We start from the raw sequence: 24,419 nt of genomic DNA, 5'->3' as shown, positions 1-24,419 counted from the left end.
TTGTAGGAGCGGGTTTACCCGCGAATGCGTCGGTGAATCAAACAACGCATTCGCGGGTAAACCCGCTCCTACAGAGGGCGGTGAATGGCTTAATACCAGCGCGGTTCGCCGGCCGGGCGCTTCTTGAAGCGCTTCATGCTCCACATGTACTGGCTCGGGTACTCACGCACATAGCGCTCGACCACCTTGCTCATCGCCGCAGCCGACACGTTCACATCGGTGCTGTACATCTCTTCCGGAGCAGCTTCGAGGAACACCTTGAAGCCCGAGCCATCCGGCAACCGCAGCGCATGCAGGAACACGCCTACCGCCTTGCCACCGGCCAGCATGTTCGGCACGAACTTGCTGGTCAGCGCCTGGGTGCCGAGGAACGGCACGAACACGCCCGCCGATTCCGCCGGCTCCGGGTCGGCAGGAATACCCACCTGGCCACCACGGCGCACTTCCTTGATCACGCTGAGGATGCCTTCCTTGGTCGACGGCGCCACGCGATTACCCATCTGCACGCGCTGCTCGCGCAGCAGGTCATCCACCGCCTTCAACTTCGGCGGGCGGTAGAAGATGATCGGTTTGCACTGGTTACAATAGAAGTGGTTCAACACTTCCCAGTTGCCCAGGTGGCTGGTGATGCCGACCACGCCTTTACCCGAGGCCAGGGCCTGCTCCAGCACTTCCAGGCCATGCACTTCCTTGACCAGCTCCAGCGAGCGCTGTGGCGGCCATATCCAGGCACAGGCACTTTCGACAAAGGATTTACCGATATCCCGCAGCGCCTGGCCCACCAGTTGCTCACGGGCATCCGGGTCCATCTCCGGGAAACATTTGGCCAGGTTGATCCGTACCACGTTGCGCGAACTGTTGGGGATTTTCCACATCAGCCAGCCAATACCGGCGCCGACACGCTGCACAGCGCCCCAGGGCAGCTTGGCAAATAGGCGCAGCACCCCGACCATCAGGGCGCCCTTGAACTTTTCCACAGGCGAATTCCTTATTTCAGCAAGGCGCGCATTGTAACCCTCAGCGCGACAAGGCGGCGTAGCGATCGCAGTCGGTGGTGTGGTCCATGACCATGCCGGTGGCCTGCATGAAGGCGTAGCAAATAGTCGGACCGACGAACGTGAAGCCAGCTTTCTGCAGGGCCTTGCTCATTGCCTTGGCTTCATCGGTAACCGCCGGCACGTCGCCGCGAGCCTTGAAGTGGTTGATCTTCGGCGAGCCGCCGACGAACGACCACAGCCATTCGGCAGGGTTATCCACAGCCAGCCAGGCCTGGGCGTTGCGCCGCGCAGCCTTGAGCTTGAGGCGATTGCGGATGATGCCTGCATCCTGCATCAATTCTTCGATACGCTCGTCGCTCATGGCCGCCAGCTTTAAGGGGTCGAAGCCGTACATCACCTGGCGATAACGCTCGCGTTTGCGCAAAACGGTAATCCACGAAAGCCCCGCCTGGAACCCTTCGAGCAAAAGCATCTCGAAGAGCAACGCCGGGTCGCGCTGTGGCATTCCCCATTCCTGGTCGTGGTAGGCCTGGTACAACGGATCGTCGGTACACCAAAAGCAGCGTGGCATAAGGCTCCAATGAGTAGAGGGCGAGGCGAATCAGGTTATACTCCCGCTCTTTACATCCGCATCCCCAGATACAGGTGAATTTCGTGAGCCAGCCTACGCCAGCCGTGCGTACCTTCCAAGACCTGATCCTCGCCCTGCAGAACTACTGGGCAGCTCAAGGTTGTGTGGTACTTCAGCCCTACGATATGGAAGTAGGCGCCGGCACTTTCCACACCGCTACATTCCTGCGCGCCGTGGGTCCAGAAACCTGGAACGCCGCCTATGTGCAGCCTAGCCGTCGTCCTGCCGACGGGCGGTATGGCGAAAACCCCAACCGCCTGCAGCACTACTACCAGTTCCAGGTGGTGCTCAAACCGAACCCGGCCAACTTCCAGGAGCTGTACCTCGGCTCGCTGAAAGCCATCGGCCTGGATCCGCTGGTGCACGACATTCGTTTCGTCGAAGACAACTGGGAATCGCCGACCCTCGGCGCCTGGGGTCTGGGCTGGGAAATCTGGCTCAACGGCATGGAAGTCACCCAGTTCACCTACTTCCAGCAGGTAGGCGGCATCGAGTGCTACCCGGTCACCGGTGAAATCACCTACGGCCTGGAGCGCCTGGCCATGTACATCCAGGGCGTCGATTCGGTTTACGACCTGGTGTGGGCCGACGGCCCGTTCGGCAAGGTCACCTACGGTGACGTGTTCCACCAGAACGAGGTGGAGCAGTCGACCTACAACTTTGAACATGCCAACGTCGACAAGCTGTTCGAACTGTTCGATTTCTACGAAAGCGAAGCCAACCGCCTGATCAAGCTGGAGCTGCCGCTGCCGACCTATGAAATGGTCCTGAAGGCCTCGCACACCTTCAACCTGCTGGACGCCCGCCGCGCCATCTCGGTAACCGAGCGCCAGCGTTACATCCTGCGTGTACGTACCCTGGCCCGGGACGTGGCGCAAAGCTATCTGCAAGCCCGCGCACGCCTGGGCTTCCCGATGGCCACCCCTGAACTGCGTGACGAAGTGTTGGCTAAGCTGGAGGCTGCACAATGAGTGCTCAAGATTTTCTGGTAGAACTGGGCACCGAAGAGCTGCCACCCAAGGCCCTCGCCAACCTCGGCGACGCTTTCCTGGCCGGTATCGAAAAAGGCCTGCAGGCGGCTGGCCTGAACTACACCGCCAAGCAGGTGTACGCCGCGCCGCGTCGTCTGGCCGTACTGATTCGCCAGCTGGACGTGCAGCAGCCTGACCGCAGCATCAATATCGACGGCCCGCCCCTGCAGGCAGCCTTCAACGCCGAAGGCCAGCCGACCCAGGCTGCGCTGGGCTTTGCCAAGAAGTGCGGTGTTGAACTGGCCGAAATCGACCAGAGCGGCCCCAAGCTGCGCTTCTCCCAGCACATCCCGGGCAAGGCCACCACTGACCTGCTGCCGACCATCGTCGAAGATTCGCTGAACGACCTGCCGATCCCCAAGCGCATGCGTTGGGCGACCAGCCGGGAAGAGTTCGTACGCCCGACCCAATGGCTGGTAATGCTGCTGGGCGACCAAGTGGTCGACTGCACCATTCTGTCGCAGAAGGCCGGCCGTGAATCCCGTGGCCACCGCTTCCACCATCCGGAAGCCGTGGTCATCACCACACCGGCCAACTATGTCGAAGACCTGCGTAAAGCTTACGTGCTGGCCGACTTCGCCGAGCGCCGCGAGTTGATCAGCAAGCGCACCGCCGAGCTTGCCATGCAGCAGGAAGGCACTGCCATCGTGCCACCGGCGCTGCTGGACGAAGTGACTGCTCTGGTCGAATGGCCAGTGCCGCTGGTGTGCTCGTTCGAAGAGCGTTTCCTTGAAGTGCCGCAGGAAGCCCTGATTACCACCATGCAGGACAACCAGAAGTACTTCTGCCTGCTGGACAGCGAAGGCAAGCTGCTGCCGCGCTTCATTACCGTGGCCAACATCGAAAGCCGCGACCCGAAGCAGATCGTGCAAGGCAACGAAAAGGTCGTGCGCCCGCGCCTGACCGACGCCGAGTTCTTCTTCAAGCAGGACAAGAAGCAGCCACTGGAAACCTTCAACGAGCGCCTCAAGAATGTGGTGTTCCAGGCTCAGCTCGGCACCGTGTACGACAAGGCCGAACGTGTTTCCAGGCTGGCCGCCTTCGTTGCCCCGCTGATCGGCGGCGATGCCCAGCGCGCTGGCCGTGCCGGCCTGCTGTCGAAGTGCGACCTGGCCACCGAGATGGTCGGCGAATTCCCTGAAATGCAGGGTGTTGCCGGTTACTACTACGCGCTCAACGACGGTGAGCCGGAAGACGTGGCCCTGGCCCTGAACGAGCAGTACATGCCGCGCGGTGCTGGTGCAGAGCTGCCGCAGACCCTGACCGGTGCTGCCGTGGCCATCGCCGACAAGCTCGACACCCTGGTGGGCATCTTCGGCATCGGCATGCTGCCTACCGGCAGCAAGGACCCGTACGCCTTGCGCCGTGCTGCTCTGGGCGTGCTGCGGATCCTGATCGAGAAGCAACTGGACCTGGACCTGACCGGTGCGGTCGAGTTCGCGGTCAAGCAGTTCGGCGCCAAGGTCAAGGCCGCCGGCCTGGCCGAGCAAGTACTGGAGTTCATTTTCGACCGCCTGCGCGCGCGTTACGAAGACGAAGGCATCGACGTGGCTACGTACCTGTCGGTACGCGCACTGCAGCCAGGCTCCGCGCTGGACTTCGACCAGCGCGTGCAAGCCGTACAGGCGTTCCGCAAACTGCCGGAAGCCGAGGCCCTGGCCGCGGTGAACAAGCGCGTGTCGAACCTGCTGAGCAAGGCCGAAGGTGCCATCGCCGAGCAGGTCGAACCGAAGTACTTCGACAATGCCAACGAGTTCTCCCTGTACTCGGCCATCCAGCAGGCCGACCAGGCCGTGCAACCGATGGCTGCAGCACGTCAGTACAGCGAATCGCTGGCCCGCCTGGCGGCCCTGCGTGACCCGGTCGATGCCTTCTTCGAGGCTGTCATGGTCAACGCCGAAGACGCCAAGGTACGTGCCAACCGTTATGCCCTGCTCAGCCGCCTACGCGGCCTGTTCCTGGGCGTGGCTGACATTTCGCTGCTGGGGTAAGCCTTGAAACTGCTGATTCTCGACCGTGACGGGGTGATCAACTACGACTCCGATGCGTACATCAAGACGCTGGAAGAATGGGTGCCGATCCCCGGTTCGGTCGATGCGATCGCGCAGTTGAGCAAGGCGGGCTGGACGGTGGCCGTGGCCACCAACCAGTCCGGCATTGCCCGTGGCTACTACCCGCTGGCAACCCTTGAGGCCATGCACGCGCGCCTGCGCGCGCTGGTGGCCGAGCAGGGCGGCGAGGTGGGCCATATCGTGTATTGCCCGCATGGGCCGGACGAAGGGTGCGATTGCCGCAAGCCCAAGCCCGGCATGCTGCGGGCGATCGCCGAGCATTACCAGATTGGCCTTGAAGGCGTATGGTTCGTCGGCGACAGCAAAGGTGACCTGGAGGCCGCCCTGGCCGTCGGTGCACAACCCGTGCTGGTGAAGACCGGCAAAGGTGAGCGGACCCTGGAAAAAGGCGTCCCGGAAACTACACTGATTTTCGACGATCTGGCAGCTATCGCCAGAGAACTAATTTAAACAGTGCGCCTTCTGGCGCATTTTTCTCAGGCGGGCATGCCCGCAATGGTACAAGCCACTATGTCGATCCTGCAGGCGATCAGAATCTTTCTTTTTTACCTGCTGCTGGGCACCAGTTCGCTGCTGTGGTGCTCGCTGAGCTTCTTCGTCGCGCCGTTCCTGTCGTTCCCCAAGCGCTACAGGTTCATCAACGTGTACTGGTGCCGCTGCGCGCTGTTCCTGGTGCGCACCATCCTGGGCATCGACTACAAGATCACTGGCGCCGAGAACGTGCCAGCTGAGCCTTGCGTGATTCTGTCCAATCACCAGAGCACCTGGGAAACCTTCTTCCTGTCGCAGTACTTCTCGCCGCTTAGCCAGGTGCTCAAGCGCGAACTGCTGTATGTACCGTTCTTCGGTTGGGCCATGGCCATGCTGCGGCCCATCGCGATCAACCGCGACAACCCCAAGGAAGCGCTGCGCCAGGTGGCGAGCAAGGGTGACGAACTGCTCAAGCAGAAGACGTGGGTGCTGATTTTTCCAGAAGGCACCCGTGTGCCGTTCGGCACCATCGGCAAGTTCTCCCGCGGCGGTACCGCACTGGCCGTGAATGCCGGGCTGCCGGTGCTGCCGATTGCCCACAACGCCGGCAAGTTCTGGCCCAAGACCGGTTGGGGCAAGCGTGCCGGTACAATCGAAGTGGTAATTGGCGAACCGATGTACGCCAACGGCACTGGGCCACGGGCCATCGCCGAACTCAACGACCGCGCTGCAGCCTGGAACGAAGCGACCCAGCGGGCCATGGGATCGCTGCCGCCAGCAGAGGAAAAACCTCAGGAGCAGATGGCATGACCTTCTGTGGATAACTTGTGTGCAGTTTTTGGATTAAATGCTTGAATTGATAGCTAAGTATTTGAATTTGCTATTTATTTTTCTGTATGAATTTTTTCTGAAAATCGTGCATAAGTTTTTTTGAGGCATAAAAAAACCGGCTTTTACAGCCGGTTTTTTTATGGCATGTGGACAGCATCAGACTTTGTCGATATCTACATCCTTGGTTTCCTTCAGACAGAAGATCCCAACCACCAGGCTGATCCCGGTCACCAGCACCGGGTACCACAGCCCGTAGAAGATATCCCCGGTATAGACCACCAGCGCAAACGATACGGTAGGCAGGAAACCACCAAACCAGCCATTACCAATGTGGTAGGGCAGCGACATCGAGGTGTAGCGGATGCGGGTCGGGAACAGCTCGACCATCACCGCCGCCAACGGGCCATAGGTCATGGTCGCGATCAGGATCATCGCCACGATCAGTACCACCACCATTACCTGGTTGACCTGCGCAGGGTCCGCCTTGGCCGGGTAACCAGCCTGCTCGATTGCAGTACGCATGGCGGTTTCGTCAAAGCCGTTGATGGTCTTGTCACCGATGTTGACCACCACCTCACTGCCGGCCACGCTTACCGAGCTGTACGGCAGGCCCTGCTTGACCAGGAAGGTCTTGACCTTGTCGCACGGGCTGTCAAAACGTGCCTTGCCCACTGGGTCGAACTGGAATGTGCAGCCTTGCGGGTCGGCGGTGACCACGATCGGCGCCTGACGGCTGGCAGCGTCGATCTGCGGGTTGGCATAGTGGCTCAGCGCCTTGAACAGTGGGAAGTACAGTACCGTGGCCAGCAACAGGCCGAGCATCAGGATCGGCTTGCGGCCGATACGGTCGGACAACCAGCCGAAGAACACGAAGAACGGCGCGCCAATCACAACGCTGATGATGAGCAGGGTGTTGGCCTGAGCCGAGTCCATTTTCAGCATCTGGGTCATGAAGAACAGAACGTAGAACTGCGCCGTGTAGAAGGTCACAGCCTGCCCCGCGTTGATGCTGAACAGGGCGGTAAGCACCACTTTCAGGTTTGGCCAGGAGGTGAATGACTCACGGATGGGCGACTTGCTGACCTTGCCCTGAGCCTTCATTTTCACAAAGGCCGGCGACTCGTGCATGCTCATGCGAATCCAGGTGGAGATCGCCAGCAGCACGATCGACAGCAGGAACGGCAAGCGCCAGCCCCAGGTTTCGAACTGGTCGCCACTGACGTAGCGACTACCCAGCACCACCAAGAGCGACAACAACAGGCCCAGCGTTGCGGTGGACTGGATGAAACCTGTGTGCAAGCCACGCTTGCCGGGCGGCGCATGCTCGGCCACGTAAGTGGCGGCACCGCCATACTCACCGCCCAGCGCCAGCCCCTGAAGCATGCGCAGGACCACCAGGATGATCGGTGCGGCGATGCCGATGCTGGCGTAGGTGGGCAACAACCCAACAGCGAAAGTGGACAGGCCCATCAGCACGATGGTGACCAGAAAGGTGTACTTGCGCCCGATCATGTCACCCAGGCGGCCGAACACCAGCGCGCCAAACGGCCGCACCAGAAAGCCTGCAGCAAAGGCCATAAGGGCAAAGATGAAAGCGGTGGTATCGTTCACGCCAGCGAAGAACTGCTTGCTGATGACCGCTGCCAACGCACCATAGAGAAAAAAGTCATACCACTCGAAAACCGTCCCGAGGGATGACGCGAAAATGATCTTGCGTTCTTCACGGCGGCTGGGGCTGCTGGCCACCGCATCCTGCTCTTGGATGTAATCCGACATCGTTGCTGTCCTCGGCCCGTAGGCCACAGTGATTATTCTTGTTGTTCCACTGTCGGCGACTTCTGACCGCAAGCCGCCGGTACTGCACGCACCCGGGTCAGGGCGTCGGTAACGCGTCTTCGTTCAGGTTGGTCTGGGTAGCCGCTCCTTTGAGGATCAGTTGCGCCGCCTTTTCGGCGATCATCAGGGTGGGGGAACATGTATTGCCGGAAGTAATCTGCGGCATGATCGAAGCATCTGCCACGCGAAGACCGGGGATGCCATGTACACGCAGTTGGTTATCCACAACGTCCATGGCACCGTTGCCCATGCGACAGGTACCGACCGGGTGGAAGATGGTGGTGCCGATCTTGCCAGCGGCCTCGAACAGTTCTTCCTCGCTTTGCAGCGCCGGGCCCGGCAAATATTCCTTGGGCTCGAAAGCGGCGAGGGCAGGGGCCTGGACGATGCGCCGGGTAAGGCGAATGGCTTCGGCGGCAACGCGCAAGTCCTGGGGAGCACTGAGGTAATTGGGGTCGATCAGCGGTGTGCTGTTCATGTCGGTGCTGCAGATATCGATACGCCCGCGGCTGGCTGGGCGCAGGTTGCACACCGAGGCAGTAAAGGCCGGGAACTGATGCAACGGCTCACCGAAGCGTTCCAGTGACAGCGGCTGCACGTGATACTGAAGGTTGGCGGTGGCCTGTTCGGGGCTTGAACGCACGAACGCGCCTAACTGGCTCGGCGCCATGGCCAGCGGCCCGCTGCGGTCGTAGAGGTAACGCAGGCCCATGCCCATCTTGCCCCACAGGCTGTTGGCCATCTGGTTCAAGGTGCGGGTGTTGCGGATCTGGTAGATCAGGCGAAGTTGCAGGTGGTCCTGCAAGTTGCCACCAACGCCGGGCATATCGTGGCGAACACCAATGCCCAAGCTTTCCAGCAACTGACGCGGACCGATGCCGGAGCGCTGGAGGATGCCCGGTGAACCAACCGCCCCAGCACAGAGGATGATCTCGCGACGCGCCGCAAACTCATGCCAGGCCCCTTGCCAGAGCGCCTTCACCGCCCTTGCGCGGGTGTTGTCGAGCAGTACCTGGTCAACCTGCACGCCAGTCAGCACAGTGAGGTTGGCGCGATCCTTGATCGGCCGCAGGAAGGCTTTGGAAGCGTTCCAACGCACACCACTGCGCTGGTTGACCTGAAAATATCCACAACCCTGGTTGTCGCCGGTGTTGAAATCTTCGACCTTGCCAATTCCGCTCTGCTCGGCGGCATCACGGAAAGCATCAAGGATCGGCCAGCTGTAGCGCTGGCGCTCGACCCGCCATTCGCCCTCCGCGCCATGGTGCTCACTGGCGCCGGCAAAGTGGTTTTCACTGGCCTTGAACAGCGGCAACACATCTTTCCACGCCCAGCCGTCGTTGCCTTGCGCGGCCCAATGGTCATAGTCGGCGGCTTGCCCCCGCATGTAGATCATGCCATTGATCGAAGAACAGCCACCTAGCACCTTGCCCCTTGGATAACCCAAAGCGCGACCGCCGAGGCCAGGCTGTGCCTCGGTCTTGAAGCACCAGTCGGTGCGTGGGTTGCCGATGCAGTAGAGGTAACCGACGGGGATGTGGATCCAGGGATAATTGTCACGACCACCCGCCTCCAGCAGCAGCACGCGGCAGGAAGGGTCGGCGGACAAACGATTGGCCAGCAGGCATCCGGCGGGACCGGCCCCCACCACCACGTAATCGAAGACAGAATCGGCTGATGGCATGTGCAACCTCGCGCCTGTTTTTTATTCTTGTCCCGGTCCATCTTAGTGAGTAATTTCGTGGTGGAAACACGAGATTTCGCGCAGCCGCTGTGCGTTTTAGCACAGTGGCAAGCCTGTACCGACCTCTTCGCGGGCTCGCCCGCTCCCACCGGGACCACGTTGCCTGCAGGATGTTCAGCGCACCTGGACTGCCCGCGAAGAGGCCGGAACGAACTGCCAAAAAGGACAAGCATGTTCGACTGGAACGATCTGCGGTTTTTCCTCGAGTTGCAGCGCAGCGGCCGCCTGCTGACCGCCGCCAAGCGCCTCAACACTACCCACAGCACCGTGGCCCGGCACATCGAGAGCATCGAGCAGAGCCTGGGGACCGCGCTGTTCGTGCAGCATGCCCAGGGGTACGAGCTGACCCCATCGGGCCAAGCCCTGCTCAAGCATGCCGAAGCCATGGAAAATGTCGCCCTGCTGGCGCAGGAAGAAATCACCCAGGCCATCACCCCGCTGGGCAAGATTCGCCTGGGGGTAACCGAAGGCATCGGCATCATGTTCTTCACCCCGCGCATGAACGCGTTGTTCGAGCGCTACCCCGGCCTGGAAGTGGAGCTGGTAGCGGTGCCGCGTTTCGTCAGCATCCTCAACCGCGAGGCGGAAATCAGCATCCATCTGGAGCGACCCAACGCCGATCTGCTGATCACCCGCAAACTCACCGACTACCGCTTGGCGCTATACGCCAGCCAGGACTACCTGGACCGCGCGCCGCCACTGCGCCACCGCGAAGACCTGGCTCGGCACAGCTGGATCGGCTACGTCGACGATTTGCTGTTCAGCCAGGAACTGCTGTTTCTCAACAGTTTCTGCCGAGCACCCAACGTGGTGTTTCGCAGCACCAGCGTGATCGCCCAACAAGCCGCCGCCCGCGCGGGGCTGGGCATCGCCGTGCTGCCCAATTACATGGCCCGCCACGACCCGACACTGGTGCGCGTGCTGCCGGGTGAGACCATCCAGCGCAGCTACTGGATCTGCACCCGCCGCGAGCTGCACAAGTCTGTGCGCCTGCGGGTGGTGTGGGACTACCTGCTGGCGTTGTGCGCGGCCGAACAGAGCGAGTTGCTAGCCCAGTAACGCCTTGCCGGCCAACAACAAGGCAGCGGCCCAACCTGCCAAGGCAAACATCTGCTGCAGGCGCGGCCCGGCCAACCTGGCTGCCAATGGTCGCGACAGCAGCAGGCCGAGCACCGCGCCGAAGGCAAACGGGGCGCCAACCTGCCAGTGCATGACGCCCGCAAGGCTGGCGCTGACCACACTGCCGGTAGAGACCAGGGCAATCACCGCCAGCGAGGTGGAGACGATGCTGGCCATGCGCAGATTGGTGTAGCGGTTCAGGGCCGGGATGATGACGAACCCCCCACCCACGCCGAGCAGGCCGGACAACAAGCCGGACAAGGCACCCGTGAATGCCAATGCGCGCGCGCAGGGCAGGGTCCAGCGCAAACGACCCTGCAGCGGGTTCAGCACACATGGCTCAATAAAGCGATGAGCTTCATTGGCTTCGCCACGCAGTTCTTTGGCCGCCTTGCGCCAGATACGCAGGCAGGCATAAACCAGCACCCCGGCGAACACCAACTGCAACGGTGTATTTGGCAGTCGGTGCGCCAGCATCAGCCCGAACGGCGCTGCTGCCACACCAACCGAGGCAATGAACAGCGCAGCCCGATAACGCACCAGCCCTTGGCGCAAGCCCAGCACTGCGCCAACCCCCGCAGCCAAACCAACAGCCAGCAGGCCGACCGGGGCCGCCTCGACTATCGATAACCCCAGGCCGAACACCAGCAAGGGTACAGCGAGAATGCCACCGCCTGCGCCGGTCAGTGCCAGCACCGCGCCGATGATTGCGCCCAGGCCCGCCCCTAACAGTTGATGCTCGATCACTGCCCACCCTCGGCTACCAGTTGCGGACGTGCCAACCACTCGCGCCCCTTGAGCATGCCTTGCCAGTACAACGGTGGCAGCGCCTGTGCCTTGAGCAGCCAGGCCAAGCGTGTTGGCTTGCGGCCATCCAGCAACCAATTGGGGAAGCTCGGTGCCAGCTTGCCGCCATAGGTGAACTCGGCCAGGACGATCTTGCCGCGCTCGACGGTAAGCGGGCACGAGCCATAGCCGTCGTAATGGGCCAGGGTTCCCAGCCTGCCCAATGCCACCAGCACATTGTTGGCGACCACCGGTGCCTGCTTGCGGGCCGCCGCGGCGGTCTTGGCATTGCTGGTGTTAGCCACGTCACCCAGGGCATGAACGTTGGTGTATTTGCGATGGCGCAGGGTATGCGGATCGACGTCGACCCAGCCGGAGCTATCGGCCAAGGGGCTTTCGCGAATGAAGTCTGGCGCCACCTGTGGTGGCACCACGTGCAGCATGTCGAAGGCCTCGATGCGCGTTTCGCTGCTGCCATCGGGCAAGGTACGCAAGAATGTAGCGCGCTTGCCCGGGCCATCTACGGCAAGCAGCCTGTGGGAGAAGTTGAGATCGACGGCGTATTTCTCGATGTATTTCATCAGCGCGGGCACGTAGTCGGCGACACCGAACAACACGGCACCCGCATTGTAGAAGCTGGCTTTCACCGCGCCCAAATGGCCATGGCGTAGCCAGTGGTCGCAAGACAGATACAGCGCCTTCTGGGGTGCACCGGCGCACTTGATCGGCATGGGCGGCTGGCAGAACACCGCGCGTCCTTGCTTGAGCTTTTGCACCAGTTCCCAGGTATAGGGCGCCAGGTCGTAGCGATAGTTGGAGGTGACACCGTTGCGGCCCAGGGTCTCGCTGAGCCCATCGATGGCCGCCCAGTCCAGCTTGAGGCCGGGGCAGACGATCAGCTGTTCATAGCTGATGGTGCGACCATCATTGAGGATGACCAGCTGGCCCAGCGGGTCGAATCCCTTTACCCGTGCCTTGACCCAGCGCACACCACGAGGAATGGTCGACGCCATGGTGCGGGCCGTGCTTGGTGCCTTGAACACACCTGCACCGACCATGGTCCAGCCGGGTTGGTAATAGTGCACTTCGGCAGGGTCGATCAAGGCGACGTCCAACGACGGGTCGCGGCTGATCAGGCTGGAAGCAGTGGCGATACCGGCGGCACCGGCACCGACGATGACCACCTTGTGGTGGTCGGTATTGGCAGGGGACAACGAGGCAGGCATGGCGGTAAATCCTGGAAATCTGATTATGGAGGGCAGGGCGGTTACAGCTTGTTCAGCGGGATCTTCAGATAGCTCACACCGTTCGCCTCCGGTGGGGGCAGTTGGCCGCTGCGCATGTTCACCTGCACTGAAGGCAATATCAGCACCGGCATTTCGAGCGTCTTGTCGCGGGCTTCGCGCATGGCCACGAAGCTGTCCTCGTCGATACCCTGGTGGATGTGAATGTTGTGGGCGCGCTGCTCGGCGACAGTAGTGACGTACTGCATGTCGCGGCCACCTGGCAGGTAGTCGTGGCACATGAACAACCGAGTCTGATCGGGGAAAGCCAGCAGGCGACGGATTGAGCGGTACAAGGTGCGGGCATCGGCCCCGGGGAAGTCGCAGCGGGCGGTGCCGTAGTCGGGCATGAACAAGGTGTCTCCAACAAATACCGCAATCTCGCCGGCATCCTCGATCATGAAACTCATGCACGCGGGCGTGTGCCCAGGTGTGTGCAGCGCCCGGGCCTGCAGGTTGCCAATCCGGAAACCTTCCTCGTCTTCGAGCAGCACATCGAACTGGCTGCCATCACGGGCGAAGCCGGGCTCTGCATTGAACAAGGCGCCAAACACTTTCTGCACCTGGGTGATATGCGCGCCGATAGCGGTATGACCGCCCAGCTTTTCCTTCAGGTAGGCAGCGGCTGAAAGGTGGTCGGCGTGTACATGGGTTTCCAGCACCCACCGCACACTGGCATTCAGCTCGTTCACACGCTCGATCAGGCGATCAGCCGAAGCGCTGCAGGTGCGTCCGGACTTTGGGTCGTAATCCAGCACGCTGTCGATCAGTGCGCATTGTCGGGTTTCACGGTCCATGACCAGGTAGCTGATGGTCGAGGTCGCCTCGTCGTAAAAGGCGTCCACGTGAAGGTTGTTGCCGATGATCATCACGTTCTCCAATTTATCCGCCCCGCCTTGTACAGGCGTAGGCAGTGACAGGAGCTTTATCAAGATGCATGCCAGGCTTTTTGCCACTCACTGGCCAATAAAACCGGCCAGTTGCAGACAGTTGCCGATAAAACTGACAGCCCAGGCGGCAGGCGACTGACAGCTAATGGCAGTGTTTGGCAGTCCTTATTACCCTGCATCGGTCATCCATACGGTGCCGTCATGCCTGAAGCCCATCCCCTCATCCTAGCTCTGGTTTCCTACCTTGCTGGTTTCCTACCTTGAGCACGATGCCCTCCCGACCATCGTGTTGGACACCGACTACAACATCCTCGCCGCCAATGCGGCCTATCGCCCGGATTTCCGCCTAATATCGGCCACCCACAAACCGCTCAAGAAAATGGTCGCGGATGGTTTCTTCCGTGAAGACCTGTACTACCGCATCAGCGGCTTTCCAATTCGTCTGCCTGCATTGCGCGAACGGGTGGAAGGTCTGCCGCTACTCGCCCAGAGCCTGCTGCAACGCATGGCCGGCCAAGCAACGCCCAGGCTGAGTGATGCTGCCTTGCAGCAACTTGCGTTGCATTCATTTCCGGGCAATATCCGCGAGTTGCGCAACATTCTGGAACGCGCGCGTTTATTTGCCGATGACGGTGTGATCAGACCGGAGCATTTGCCGGAAGACACCGGACTGGCTGGCGCAGCTAAAGGAAACGGCCATCGCAATGACCTGGGTGAATTGGCGCAGGCGCTGGAACAGTTCAAGGGGTCGCGTAGCGAACTGGCCAGTCACCTTGGCATGAGTGAACGCACGCTTTATCGCCGCTTGAAAGCGCTCGGGCTGCACTGAAAGAACGGCAGACTTTACCGGACCTTTACCTGCGTCCTGACATTACAAGGGAAAAATCGTGGTCTGATCAGTTAACCGAACCTGGCAATCAATACGTGCCAGGCGATAACAGGCAGAGGACCACATCAAATGAAGACCCCCCTAACCGTGATCTGCGCCGCGCTCATACTCAGCGTACCGCTGGTCAGCTTCGCGCAGCCTGGTCCACCTGATCGACATGATGGCAGCCGATCGCACCAAGGCAACCCGCCACATGCCCAGTCACACCAACAGGGCCGCCATGACAACGGCCACGGTCCTGCTTACCGAGATCCCAACTTCCGCCCACAACACGGCATGCCGATACCTCATAAGCAGTGGCACCGTGGTCATGCCGTTGATCCACGTTACCGTGGTGACCGTTACTGGGTAACCGACTGGAAAGCGCGCCACCTGTATGCGCCACCTCGTGATCATCGCTGGCTGTATGTGAATGGCGACTATGTGCTGGTGGCTATTGCCAGCGGTGTGATCGTGAACATTCTCACCGGCTACTGATTCTTTGCAGGCACTAAAAAGCCCGCATCAGCGGGCTTCTTAGTGTCTGGCGAATTACACCTGATCAGAAGTCCAGGTTCGACACCGACAGCGCGTTACTTTCGATGAAGTCACGACGCGGCTCGACCGCATCACCCATCAGGGTGTTGAAGATCTGGTCTGCTGCGATGGCATCTTCGATGGTGACCTTGAGCATACGGCGAACGGTCGGGTCCATGGTGGTTTCCCACAGCTGGTCCGGGTTCATCTCACCCAGCCCTTTGTATCGCTGAATCGTATGGCGCTTGGTGGTCTCATTCATCAGCCAATCCAGGCCCTCTTTGAACTCGACGATTGCCTTGCGCCGTTCACCGCGCTGTACGTACGCACCCTCACCCAACAGGCTCGACAGCTTGGCACCAATGTTGACTACGGTACGGTAGTCATTGCTGCCGAAGAAGTCGCGGTTGAACGTGATGTAGCTGGCTAAGCCATGGGAGGTGATTTCCACTTCAGGCAGCCATACGTTGCGCTCTTTGTCTTCACGCAGGCTGGCGTTGTAAGCCAAGCCAGACTTCTGATTGGAGTTCAGACGCGCCTGGAACTGGGCCAGCCAGGCCTGCATCACAGCGTGGTCGCCCAACTGCTCCAGAGTCACCTCGGGCAGGTAGACGAAGTGCTCAGTCAGCTCTTCCGGGTACAAGCGCGACAGGCGCTTGAGGGTCTTCATGACACTACGGAACTCATTCACCAGCGCTTCCAGCTGCACACCGGAAACTGCTGGCGCCGATTCGTCCAGGTGCAGGCTGGCATCTTCCAGAGCCGACTGGGTCATGTACTCTTCCATGGCCTCATCGTCCTTGATGTACTGCTCCTGCTTGCCTCTTTTCACCTTGTACAGCGGTGGCTGGGCAATATAGATGTAACCACGCTCGACCAGCTCCGGCAGCTGACGGAAGAAGAAGGTCAGCAGCAGTGTACGGATGTGCGAACCGTCAACGTCAGCATCGGTCATGATGATGATGTTGTGATAACGCAGTTTATCGATGTTGTACTCTTCGCGGCCGATACCACAGCCCAGCGCGGTGATCAGCGTGCCCACTTCCTGGGAAGAAATCATCTTGTCGAAGCGCGCTTTCTCGACGTTGAGGATTTTACCCTTCAGCGGCAAGATCGCCTGGGTACGACGGTTGCGGCCTTGCTTGGCCGAGCCACCCGCAGAGTCACCCTCCACCAGGTACAGTTCGGAGAGAGCAGGATCCTTCTCTTGGCAGTCCGCCAGTTTGCCCGGCAGGCCAGCGATATCCAGCGCACCTTTACGGCGGGTCATCTCACGGGCTTTACGGGCGGCTTCACGGGCGCGAGCAGCGTCGATCATCTTGCCAACGACGGCCTTGGCCTCGTTCGGGTTTTCCAACAGGAAATCGGCGAAGAACTTGTTCATCTCCTGTTCCACGGCAGTTTTCACCTCCGAGGAGACCAGCTTGTCTTTGGTCTGCGAGCTGAACTTCGGGTCCGGTACCTTAACCGAGATGATCGCAGTAAGGCCTTCACGGGCGTCGTCGCCAGTGGTTGCCACCTTGTTCTTCTTGGCCAGGCCTTCCTGCTCGATGTAGTTGTTAAGGCTACGGGTCAGCGAGGAACGGAAACCCACCAGGTGGGTACCGCCATCACGCTGCGGAATATTGTTGGTGAAGCACAGCAGGTTTTCGTTGAAGCTGTCGTTCCATTGCAGGGCGACTTCAACACCCACGCCATCCTCACGCTGAACGTTGAAGTGGAACACCTGGGAGTTGACCGGCGTCTTGTTGGTGTTCAAGTACTCGACGAACGCACGCAGGCCGCCTTCGTACTTGAAGAACTCTTCCTTACCGCTGCGCTCATCCTTCAGCAGAATGCCAACGCCCGAGTTGAGGAACGACAGTTCGCGGATGCGCTTGGCCAGGATGTCCCAGCTGAAGTGAATGTTCTTGAAGGTTTCAGCCGATGGCTTGAAGTGGATGTGGGTACCCGTGGTTTCACTGTCACCGACAACCGCCATAGGCGCTTGTGGAACACCGTGAACATAAGTCTGTTCCCAGATCTTGCCGCTACGGCGAACGGTCAGAACCAGCTTCTCGGACAGGGCGTTCACAACCGACACACCTACACCGTGCAGACCGCCGGATACTTTGTAGGAGTTGTCGTCGAACTTACCGCCGGCGTGCAGCACAGTCATGATGACCTCGGCTGCGGAAACGCCTTCTTCCTTGTGCACATCGACCGGAATGCCGCGACCGTTGTCGCGCACACTGATAGATTCGTCCGGGTGGATGATGACAGTGATGTCATCGCAGTGACCGGCGAGGGCTTCGTCGATCGAGTTGTCGACCACCTCGAAGACCATGTGGTGCAGGCCACTACCATCATCGGTGTCGCCAATGTACATGCCGGGACGCTTGCGTACGGCATCCAAACCTTTCAGCACCTTAATGCTGGAGGAGTCGTACGTTTGATTTTCGCTCATGCCTTCACTCCCGATGGTCGTGGGTCTGGGTGATACGGCCTTGTTCCACGTGGAACAAAGCAACTGGCGTTTCCGTCTGCCAGCCTTCCCTCAGTAATTCGTGATCTACACAGGTGATGAACACCTGGCAGCGTAATTCTTCAAGCAAGCGGCACAGTGCGCGGCGATGCTGGTCATCCAGTTCGGACGGCAAGTCATCCACGAGATAAATACAGTGACCGCGGCGAGCCTGACTAACGAGGTGGCCTTGGGCAATGCGCAATGCGCATACCACCAACTTTTGCTGACCACGCGACAGGATGTCGGCTGCGTTGTTGCCAGCCAACCGCAAACGCAGATCAGCACGCTGCGGACCGGCTTGGGTATGGCCCATCTGCTGATCGCGAAGGAGAGAGGAGGCGAGTACTTCTTGCAGTTCCCGGTCCTTGTCCCAGCCTCGGTAGTAGCTCAGGGTCAACCCGTCCAGCTCGACCAGTTCGCTCAGGGTTCGCTCGAAGACGGGCTTCAAGGCCTTGATGTAGTTGCGACGGTATTCATCTATTTCCGCGCTAGCCAGGCACAGTTCCCGGTCCCAGGCGGCTTGCGAAGCTGGGTCAAGTGTACCATGACGCAACCATGAGTTCCGCTGCCGCAGCGCCTTCTGAAGGCGTTGCCAGGCTGGCAGAAAACGAGGTTCCACGTGGAACACACCCCAGTCCAGAAACTGGCGGCGTATTTTTGGGGCACCTTCAAGCAGCCGGAAACTGTCTGGGTTGATGAGCTGAAGCGGCAGTAACTCAGCCAATTGCGCAGCACTGCGCGCATTCTGCCCATCGATACGGATAGTAAACTCCCCTTGGCGCTCACGGGACACACCCAGGTTGCTCGTACCACCCTCCGTCAGCTGAACCTCGCCGAACACAGTACAGGCAGCCTGTTCGTACTGAATAACCGGATTAAGGCGGGTGCTGCGAAATGAACGGGCCAGCCCAAGCAAATGCACGGCTTCTAGCACGCTGGTCTTGCCGCTGCCGTTGGCGCCGTAAAGGATGTTGATGCGGGGGGAGGGTAAGAGTGTCACCGGGTGCAAGTTGCGCACCGCGGTGACCATGATACGTCGAAGGGACATTTCGCCTGCTACAGGTTACAGGCGCATCGGCATGACAACGTAGGAAGAATCGTCATTGCCAGCTTCCTGCAGCAGCGCACTGCTGTTGGAATCGGACAAGATCAGACGAACTTGCTCAGTAGTCATCACGCCCAGCACGTCCAGCAAGTAGCTGACGTTGAAACCAATCTCCAGCGAGCTACCTTCGTAGTCCACGCTGATTTCTTCTTCAGCTTCTTCCTGCTCGGGGTTGTTAGCCTGGATCTTCAGCTGGCCGGCTGCCAGTTGCAGGCGAATACCGCGGTACTTTTCGTTGGAAAGAATCGCAGTACGGCTGAAGGCCTCACGCAGCGCCTGGCGGTCTCCGACAACCAGCTTGTCACCGCCTTTGGGCAGTACGCGCTCGTAGTCCGGGAACTTGCCGTCCACCAGCTTGGAGGTAAAGGTGAACTCGCCAGTAGTGGCGCGGATGTGATGCTGGCCCAGCACGATGCTGACCATACCTTCAGGGTCGGTCAGCAGGCGCGCCAATTCCAGGATACCTTTACGCGGCACGATGACCTGGTGTCGATCCTCCTGCTCGATCGGCGCGCTCATCGAGCAAAGCGCCAAGCGGTGACCGTCGGTGGATACGGCGCGCAACGTGTTGCGGGAAACCTCAAGCAGCATACCGTTGAGGTAATAGCGCACATCCTGCTGGGCCATGGCGAAGCTGGTTCGCTCGATCAGGCGGCGCAGCTTGCTCTGCTCCAGGTTGCAGGTCAGCGAACCCGGGCCTTCTTCCACAGTCGGGAAGTCGTTGGCAGGCAGGGTCGACAAGGTGAAGCGGCTGCGGCCGGCCTTTACCAACAATTTCTGCTCATCGACCTTGATATCGATCAGGGCGTCGTTAGGCAAGCTTTTGCAGATGTCCATCAGCTTGCGCGCCGGAACAGTGATTTCGCCGGGCTCGGCCGGCTCATCCAGTTGCACGCGGCCTACCAGTTCGACTTCCAGGTCGGTACCGGTCAACGACAGTTGCTGGCCTTGTACGACCAGCAATACGTTGGACAGGACCGGCAAGGTCTGACGGCGCTCGACGACACCGGCGACCAGTTGCAGGGGTTTCAACAGGGCTTCGCGTTGAATGGTGAAATGCATGGTCTAGTCCCTTGCCTTCAATTAGCTGCGCAGACGGCCATCAGGTCGTCAGCGTCCGCAGCAGGTTCTTGTAGTCCTCGCGGATGTCCGCGTCGGATTCCTTCAGTTCATTGATTTTGCGGCAGGCGTGCAGCACGGTCGTATGGTCGCGACCACCGAACATGTCGCCGATTTCCGGCAGACTGTGGTTGGTCAACTCCTTGGACAGGGCCATGGCTACCTGACGCGGGCGCGCGACAGAACGCGAACGACGCTTGGACAGCAGATCGGAGATCTTGATCTTGTAGTACTCAGCAACAGTACGCTGAATGTTATCCACACTGACCAGTTTGTCTTGCAGCGCCAACAGATCCTTGAGCGATTCACGAATCAGCTCGATGGTGATGTCACGCCCCATGAAATGCGAGTGAGCGATAACCCGCTTCAGTGCACCTTCCAGCTCACGGACGTTGGATCGAATGCGCTGAGCGATGAAAAAGGCTGCGTCATGCGGGAGCTCGACTTTGGCCTGATCGGCCTTCTTCATCAGAATTGCTACGCGGGTCTCCAGTTCTGGCGGCTCGACAGCCACCGTCAGCCCCCAACCAAAGCGCGACTTCAGACGCTCTTCCAGGCCTTCGATTTCCTTGGGATAGCGGTCAGAGGTAAGGATTACCTGCTGGCCACCCTCAAGCAAGGCGTTGAAGGTGTGGAAAAACTCTTCCTGCGAGCGCTCTTTGCGAGCGAAGAACTGGATATCGTCGATCAGCAACGCGTCCACCGAGCGGTAGAAGCGCTTGAATTCGTTGATGGCATTGAGCTGCAACGCTTTGACCATGTCCGCGACGAAACGCTCCGAATGCAGGTACACCACCTTGGCGTTCGGATTCTTCTTCAGCAGATGGTTACCCACAGCATGCATAAGGTGGGTTTTACCCAAACCCACACCGCCATAAAGGAACAGCGGGTTGTAGCCATGCTTGGGGTTGTCCGCAACCTGCCAGGCAGCCGCGCGGGCGAGCTGGTTCGACTTGCCTTCGACGAAAGTGTCAAAGGTAAAGGTCCGGTTCAGGTAGCTGGTGTGCTTGAGCGCACCTTCAACCTGCACGGTGCGCTGTTCAGCCCGGCCACCACTGGGCGGCGCCGCAGCTGGCTCTGCCATGGCATCAAAGCTGTCACGCGAAGACGTCTCGACCAGCACAGGCTCGGCCGCAGCCACGGCAACAGGCTCAACCGCTGCTGCCGGGGCAGCCTTGTGTGCCTGGGTCTGCGCCAGCGAAGCCGCAACGGCAGCGCTGACTGGCGCGTTGGGCGCAGCCCTTGGGGCCGAGCTGCGTCGGCTACCTATTAATAAGGAAAGGGCAGGTGCAATGCCGCTACCGTTCTCACCCAACAGCTCGAGCAAGCGACCCAGGTACTTTTCATTGACCCAATCGAGGACGAAACGGTTAGGCGCATAGACGCGCAACTCGTCGCCTTCGGCTTCGACCTGTAGCGGACGGATCCAGGTGTTGAATTGCTGGGCAGGCAGTTCATCGCGCAGAAGCTCCACGCACTGCTGCCAAAGTTCCACTGACACGGATATCCCCTGAGTTTGAAAGCCGGATGAGGCAAAAACAAACCGCCATTGTACCGGTCGAGCGTTCAGTTATCCACATGTGGACACGTTAGGAACCATGACAAAACAGCCATTTATCGACCAAAACGGCGCTCCGGCTCTGTGAATAAGGTCTGTGGATAACCATGCATGAGGTCTATGCACAACCCTAGGCGCAAGTCTGTTGATAACTCAGCTGTGGATAACAGGTCTTTTCATCCACAGCTTTCACTCATGATGGAAACAGCCGCAGCACCGGTTCAGAACAAAGTTGTAAAACTCTGTACAGCACGTATTTCATGGCCTGACGATGGTTATCCACAGAAGGTTATCCACCTAAGATTTATAAGTTCTTCAGAAAAGCTTTTTATATGTCTCTTCTTTTTTTTCATGTTGTCCCCGATGCGGGTGTCCGATCAAGCACCCCTTTGGCACGATCCAGGAGGTACCGTCCATCACACGCTCTATATGCAATGACTGGTTGGAAATTGACCTATGGGCTTGCTTTCTCTAGAATCGCCGGTCTCTTAAAAAGGGGGCCATCCCGGCCCGTCGTCGACAAACCAGGTAACACGCCATGAAACGTACTTTCCAACCAAGCACCATCAAGCGCGCCCGCACCCACGGTTTCCGTGCCCGTATGGCTACCAAGAACGGCCGTGCTGTTCTGTCGCGTCGTCGTGCCAAAGGCCGTAAGCGTCTGGCCATTTGATTTTTCGGCACAGGTGGTGAGTCAGGACTTCAGTCGGGAAAAGCGACTGCTTACACCCCGGCATTTCAAAGCGGTCTTCGACTCCCCAACCGGCAAGGTTCCAGGGAAAAACCTGCTGATCCTTGCTCGCGAGAACGGCCTCGATCACCCACGCCTTGGCTTGGTAATCGGCAAGAAGAGTGTCAAGCTCGCCGTTCAACGCAACCGCCTCAAGCGCTTGATGCGCGATTCCTTTCGTCTGAACCAGCAATTGCTTGCCGGCCTGGACATCGTGATCGTCGCGCGCAAGGGATTGGGTGAGATAGAAAACCCGGAATTGCACCAACACTTTGGCAAGCTCTGGAAACGCCTGGCGCGCAGCCGGCCGACACCAGCAGTCACCGCCAATTCCGCAGGGGTAGACAGCCAAGATGCGTAAACTGGCACTCGTTCCGATCCAGTTTTACCGTTATGCCATTAGTCCTCTGATGGCCAATCACTGTCGGTTTTTCCCCAGTTGCTCCTGTTACGCGTATGAAGCCATCGAAAACCATGGCATCTGGCGTGGTGGGTGGCTGGCCGTTCGTCGCCTGGGGCGTTGTCATCCGTGGAATGACGGCGGTTTCGACCCCGTTCCACCCGCTCCTTCCTCCCGAACTTCTTCGATAGCCGAGTAATCATGGATATTAAACGCACGATCCTGATCGCCGCGCTGGCAGTCGTGTCCTACGTCATGGTCCTGAAGTGGAACGATGACTACGGCCAGGCTGCCCTGCCGACTCAGAATACTGCTGCCAGCACTGTTGCTCCGGGCTTGCCCGATGGCGTGCCGGCCGGTAACAACGGTGCCAGCGCCGATGTACCGAGCGCCAACGCCGAATCGAGCCCTGCCGAACTGGCACCGGTCGCACTCAGCAAGGACCTGATCCGAGTCAAGACCGACGTTCTGGAACTGGCTATCGATCCGGTCGGTGGTGACATCGTTCAGCTGAACCTGCCGAAGTACCCGCGCCGTCAAGACCACCCGAACATTCCATTCCAGTTGTTCGACAACGGTGGTGAGCGTGTTTACCTGGCACAAAGCGGTCTGACCGGCACCGACGGTCCGGATGCCCGCGCCAGCGGCCGTCCCCTGTATGCCGCCGAACAGAAAAGCTACCAGCTGGCCGACGGCCAGGAACAACTGGTGGTAGACCTGAAGTTCAGTGACAACGGCGTCAACTACATCAAGCGTTTCAGCTTCAAGCGCGGTGAGTACGACCTGAATGTCAGCTATCTGATCGACAACCAGAGCAGCCAGGCGTGGAGCGGCAACATGTTTGCCCAGCTCAAGCGTGATGCCAGCGGCGATCCGTCATCCAGCACTGCCACTGGTACCGCTACCTACCTGGGTGCCGCCCTGTGGACAGCTTCCGAGCCTTACAAAAAGGTCTCGATGAAGGACATGGACAAAGGTAGTTTGAAAGAAAATGTGTCCGGCGGCTGGGTTGCCTGGCTGCAGCACTACTTCGTGACCGCCTGGATTCCAGCCAAGTCGGACAACAACGTTGTCCAGACCCGCAAGGATAGCCAGGGCAACTACATCATCGGTTACACCGGCCCGGTTATCAGCGTACCGGCTGGCGGCAAGGTCGAAACCAGCGCCATGCTGTACGCCGGTCCGAAGATCCAGTCCAAGCTGAAAGAGTTGTCCCCAGGCCTGGAATTGACCGTCGACTACGGCTTCCTGTGGTTTATCGCCCAGCCGATCTTCTGGCTGCTGCAACATATCCACAGCCTGCTGGGTAACTGGGGCTGGTCGATCATCGTGCTGACCATGTTGATCAAAGGCCTGTTCTTCCCGCTGTCGGCTGCCAGCTACCGCTCCATGGCGCGTATGCGTGCCGTTGCACCTAAGCTCGCCGCACTCAAGGAACGCTTCGGTGACGATCGCCAGAAGATGTCCCAGGCGATGATGGAGCTGTACAAGAAAGAGAAGATCAACCCACTGGGCGGCTGCCTGCCGATCCTGGTGCAGATGCCGGTATTCCTGGCCCTGTACTGGGTATTGCTGGAAAGCGTGGAAATGCGCCAGGCCCCATGGATCCTGTGGATTACCGACCTGTCGATCAAGGATCCGTTCTTCATCCTGCCGATCATCATGGGCGCCACCATGTTCATCCAGCAGCGCCTGAACCCTACACCGCCGGATCCGATGCAGGCCAAGGTGATGAAAATGATGCCGATCATCTTCACCTTCTTCTTCCTGTGGTTCCCTGCCGGTCTGGTGCTGTACTGGGTTGTGAACAACTGCCTGTCGATTTCGCAGCAGTGGTACATCACTCGCCGTATCGAAGCAGCTACCAAAAAAGCTGCTGCTTGACGGGCTAATACGCTAGCCTG

21 protein-coding genes and 1 pseudogene are annotated in these 24,419 nt (G+C 59.6%); 11 read left to right on the top strand and 11 right to left on the bottom strand.

Translation table 11 applies throughout. The features are described from left to right. Window positions 1–89: 89 nt before the first annotated feature. Together ACF8EA_RS11965 and ACF8EA_RS11960 are read right to left on the bottom strand one after the other, a co-directional pair. Entirely contained in the window at window positions 90–977 is an 888-nt protein-coding gene (locus ACF8EA_RS11965) for a lysophospholipid acyltransferase (protein WP_392522113.1), read from the bottom strand. A gap of 40 nt (window positions 978–1,017) precedes the next feature. Next, on the bottom strand, window positions 1,018–1,569 hold the full coding sequence (locus tag ACF8EA_RS11960) for a DNA-3-methyladenine glycosylase I (protein ID WP_021784553.1): 552 nt from the start codon (window positions 1,567–1,569) through the stop codon (window positions 1,018–1,020). 83 nt (window positions 1,570–1,652) lie between these two features. Between ACF8EA_RS11960 and glyQ the strand changes: the two genes are divergently transcribed. Genes glyQ through ACF8EA_RS11940 form a run of 4 tightly spaced genes read left to right on the top strand, consistent with a single transcriptional unit; the run spans window position 1,653 to window position 6,013 of the window. Further along, window positions 1,653–2,600, top strand: a complete 948-nt coding sequence (gene glyQ / locus ACF8EA_RS11955; protein ID WP_003253126.1) for a glycine--tRNA ligase subunit alpha — start codon at window positions 1,653–1,655, stop codon at window positions 2,598–2,600. Next, window positions 2,597–4,651, top strand: a complete 2,055-nt coding sequence (gene glyS, locus ACF8EA_RS11950) for a glycine--tRNA ligase subunit beta (RefSeq protein WP_392522112.1) — start codon at window positions 2,597–2,599, stop codon at window positions 4,649–4,651. The genes glyQ and glyS overlap by 4 nt, the downstream gene beginning before the upstream one ends. 3 nt (window positions 4,652–4,654) lie before the next feature. After that, entirely contained in the window at window positions 4,655–5,182 is a 528-nt protein-coding gene (gmhB, locus tag ACF8EA_RS11945; RefSeq protein ID WP_003253129.1) for a D-glycero-beta-D-manno-heptose 1,7-bisphosphate 7-phosphatase, read from the top strand. 45 nt (window positions 5,183–5,227) lie between these two features. Beyond that, window positions 5,228–6,013 (top strand): 1-acyl-sn-glycerol-3-phosphate acyltransferase, encoded by a 786-nt coding sequence (locus tag ACF8EA_RS11940; protein WP_103469532.1) that lies wholly within the window; start codon window positions 5,228–5,230, stop codon window positions 6,011–6,013. Window positions 6,014–6,190: 177 nt separating this feature from the next. Here ACF8EA_RS11940 and ACF8EA_RS11935 read toward each other — a convergent pair whose 3' ends face one another. Together ACF8EA_RS11935 and ACF8EA_RS11930 are read right to left on the bottom strand one after the other, a co-directional pair. After that, on the bottom strand, window positions 6,191–7,810 hold the full coding sequence (locus ACF8EA_RS11935) for an MFS transporter (protein WP_392522111.1): 1,620 nt from the start codon (window positions 7,808–7,810) through the stop codon (window positions 6,191–6,193). Window positions 7,811–7,907: 97 nt separating this feature from the next. Beyond that, entirely contained in the window at window positions 7,908–9,554 is a 1,647-nt protein-coding gene (locus ACF8EA_RS11930) for a GMC family oxidoreductase (protein WP_392522109.1), read from the bottom strand. Between the two features lie 231 nt (window positions 9,555–9,785). Between ACF8EA_RS11930 and ACF8EA_RS11925 the strand changes: the two genes are divergently transcribed. Continuing rightward, a complete protein-coding gene (locus tag ACF8EA_RS11925) occupies window positions 9,786–10,673 on the top strand; it encodes a LysR family transcriptional regulator (protein ID WP_021784548.1) in 888 nt (295 codons plus the stop codon). On the opposite strand, the gene ACF8EA_RS11920 is transcribed toward ACF8EA_RS11925, so the two are convergent. Genes ACF8EA_RS11920 through ACF8EA_RS11910 form a run of 3 tightly spaced genes read right to left on the bottom strand, consistent with a single transcriptional unit; the run spans window position 10,662 to window position 13,671 of the window. After that, window positions 10,662–11,480, bottom strand: coding sequence for a sulfite exporter TauE/SafE family protein (locus tag ACF8EA_RS11920; RefSeq protein ID WP_392522108.1), 819 nt, complete (start codon window positions 11,478–11,480; stop codon window positions 10,662–10,664). The two genes, ACF8EA_RS11925 and ACF8EA_RS11920, sit on opposite strands and share 12 nt — an antisense overlap. Further along, a complete protein-coding gene (locus ACF8EA_RS11915) occupies window positions 11,477–12,745 on the bottom strand; it encodes an FAD/NAD(P)-binding oxidoreductase (RefSeq protein WP_392522106.1) in 1,269 nt (422 codons plus the stop codon). The genes ACF8EA_RS11920 and ACF8EA_RS11915 overlap by 4 nt, the downstream gene beginning before the upstream one ends. 41 nt (window positions 12,746–12,786) lie before the next feature. Next, window positions 12,787–13,671, bottom strand: a complete 885-nt coding sequence (locus ACF8EA_RS11910) for an MBL fold metallo-hydrolase (RefSeq protein ID WP_010951461.1) — start codon at window positions 13,669–13,671, stop codon at window positions 12,787–12,789. Between the two features lie 358 nt (window positions 13,672–14,029). Between ACF8EA_RS11910 and ACF8EA_RS11905 the strand changes: the two are divergent. Both ACF8EA_RS11905 and ACF8EA_RS11900 read left to right on the top strand, forming a co-directional pair. Next, window positions 14,030–14,521, top strand: a pseudogene (locus tag ACF8EA_RS11905) (helix-turn-helix domain-containing protein); the annotation flags it as partial. Between the two features lie 129 nt (window positions 14,522–14,650). Continuing rightward, window positions 14,651–15,058 (top strand): RcnB family protein, encoded by a 408-nt coding sequence (locus tag ACF8EA_RS11900; protein ID WP_392522104.1) that lies wholly within the window; start codon window positions 14,651–14,653, stop codon window positions 15,056–15,058. A 64-nt stretch (window positions 15,059–15,122) separates the two neighbouring features. On the opposite strand, the gene gyrB is transcribed toward ACF8EA_RS11900, so the two are convergent. From gyrB to dnaA, 4 genes are read right to left on the bottom strand one after another with little or no spacing between them, the layout of a single operon-like run. Beyond that, entirely contained in the window at window positions 15,123–17,543 is a 2,421-nt protein-coding gene (gyrB, locus tag ACF8EA_RS11895; protein WP_021785317.1) for a DNA topoisomerase (ATP-hydrolyzing) subunit B, read from the bottom strand. 4 nt (window positions 17,544–17,547) lie between these two features. Continuing rightward, complete coding sequence (gene recF / locus ACF8EA_RS11890; RefSeq protein ID WP_003253154.1) at window positions 17,548–18,651, bottom strand: DNA replication/repair protein RecF; 1,104 nt, start codon at window positions 18,649–18,651, stop codon at window positions 17,548–17,550. 15 nt (window positions 18,652–18,666) lie between these two features. Further along, window positions 18,667–19,770: a DNA polymerase III subunit beta gene (dnaN, locus tag ACF8EA_RS11885; RefSeq protein WP_021785316.1), complete on the bottom strand. Its 1,104-nt coding sequence runs from the start codon at window positions 19,768–19,770 to the stop codon at window positions 18,667–18,669. A 40-nt stretch (window positions 19,771–19,810) separates the two neighbouring features. Next, window positions 19,811–21,328: a chromosomal replication initiator protein DnaA gene (gene dnaA, locus ACF8EA_RS11880; RefSeq protein ID WP_176682963.1), complete on the bottom strand. Its 1,518-nt coding sequence runs from the start codon at window positions 21,326–21,328 to the stop codon at window positions 19,811–19,813. Window positions 21,329–21,923: 595 nt separating this feature from the next. On the opposite strand from dnaA, the gene rpmH reads away from it, so the two are divergent. The 4 genes from rpmH to yidC are packed head-to-tail and all read left to right on the top strand — an operon-like array spanning window position 21,924 to window position 24,399. After that, window positions 21,924–22,058 carry a 50S ribosomal protein L34 gene (rpmH, locus tag ACF8EA_RS11875; RefSeq protein WP_003253163.1) on the top strand — a complete coding sequence of 45 codons (135 nt, stop codon included), beginning with the start codon at window positions 21,924–21,926 and terminating at the stop codon, window positions 22,056–22,058. A gap of 13 nt (window positions 22,059–22,071) precedes the next feature. After that, the gene (gene rnpA, locus ACF8EA_RS11870) at window positions 22,072–22,476 is read left to right on the top strand and encodes a ribonuclease P protein component (protein WP_003253166.1); all 405 of its coding nucleotides are present in this window, start codon (window positions 22,072–22,074) and stop codon (window positions 22,474–22,476) included. Further along, window positions 22,469–22,714 (top strand): membrane protein insertion efficiency factor YidD, encoded by a 246-nt coding sequence (gene yidD, locus ACF8EA_RS11865; protein WP_003253169.1) that lies wholly within the window; start codon window positions 22,469–22,471, stop codon window positions 22,712–22,714. Before rnpA ends, yidD begins: the two co-directional genes overlap by 8 nt. A gap of 2 nt (window positions 22,715–22,716) precedes the next feature. After that, window positions 22,717–24,399, top strand: a complete 1,683-nt coding sequence (gene yidC, locus ACF8EA_RS11860; protein WP_021785314.1) for a membrane protein insertase YidC — start codon at window positions 22,717–22,719, stop codon at window positions 24,397–24,399. The last annotated feature ends 20 nt before the right edge of the window (window positions 24,400–24,419 follow it).

Origin of the sequence: Pseudomonas sp. YQ_5 (assembly GCF_043103305.1) — a bacterium.
Classification (GTDB): domain Bacteria; phylum Pseudomonadota; class Gammaproteobacteria; order Pseudomonadales; family Pseudomonadaceae; genus Aquipseudomonas; species Aquipseudomonas putida_Y.
This window is presented reverse-complemented; position numbering and strand designations above follow the sequence as displayed.

What these genes read in the sequence shown, in the direction of transcription:
- ACF8EA_RS11960 (WP_021784553.1), bottom strand. Translation starts at nt 1,569, where the DNA reads ATGCCACGCTGCTTTTGGTGTACCGACGATCCGTTGTACCAGGCCTAC.
- glyS (WP_392522112.1), top strand. Translation starts at nt 2,597, where the DNA reads ATGAGTGCTCAAGATTTTCTGGTAGAACTGGGCACCGAAGAGCTGCCA.
- ACF8EA_RS11940 (WP_103469532.1), top strand. Translation starts at nt 5,228, where the DNA reads ATGGTACAAGCCACTATGTCGATCCTGCAGGCGATCAGAATCTTTCTT.
- ACF8EA_RS11935 (WP_392522111.1), bottom strand. Translation starts at nt 7,810, where the DNA reads ATGTCGGATTACATCCAAGAGCAGGATGCGGTGGCCAGCAGCCCCAGC.
- ACF8EA_RS11930 (WP_392522109.1), bottom strand. Translation starts at nt 9,554, where the DNA reads ATGCCATCAGCCGATTCTGTCTTCGATTACGTGGTGGTGGGGGCCGGT.
- ACF8EA_RS11925 (WP_021784548.1), top strand. Translation starts at nt 9,786, where the DNA reads ATGTTCGACTGGAACGATCTGCGGTTTTTCCTCGAGTTGCAGCGCAGC.
- ACF8EA_RS11915 (WP_392522106.1), bottom strand. Translation starts at nt 12,745, where the DNA reads ATGCCTGCCTCGTTGTCCCCTGCCAATACCGACCACCACAAGGTGGTC.
- ACF8EA_RS11910 (WP_010951461.1), bottom strand. Translation starts at nt 13,671, where the DNA reads ATGATCATCGGCAACAACCTTCACGTGGACGCCTTTTACGACGAGGCG.
- ACF8EA_RS11900 (WP_392522104.1), top strand. Translation starts at nt 14,651, where the DNA reads ATGAAGACCCCCCTAACCGTGATCTGCGCCGCGCTCATACTCAGCGTA.
- gyrB (WP_021785317.1), bottom strand. Translation starts at nt 17,543, where the DNA reads ATGAGCGAAAATCAAACGTACGACTCCTCCAGCATTAAGGTGCTGAAA.
- recF (WP_003253154.1), bottom strand. Translation starts at nt 18,651, where the DNA reads ATGTCCCTTCGACGTATCATGGTCACCGCGGTGCGCAACTTGCACCCG.
- dnaN (WP_021785316.1), bottom strand. Translation starts at nt 19,770, where the DNA reads ATGCATTTCACCATTCAACGCGAAGCCCTGTTGAAACCCCTGCAACTG.
- rpmH (WP_003253163.1), top strand. Translation starts at nt 21,924, where the DNA reads ATGAAACGTACTTTCCAACCAAGCACCATCAAGCGCGCCCGCACCCAC.
- yidD (WP_003253169.1), top strand. Translation starts at nt 22,469, where the DNA reads ATGCGTAAACTGGCACTCGTTCCGATCCAGTTTTACCGTTATGCCATT.
- yidC (WP_021785314.1), top strand. Translation starts at nt 22,717, where the DNA reads ATGGATATTAAACGCACGATCCTGATCGCCGCGCTGGCAGTCGTGTCC.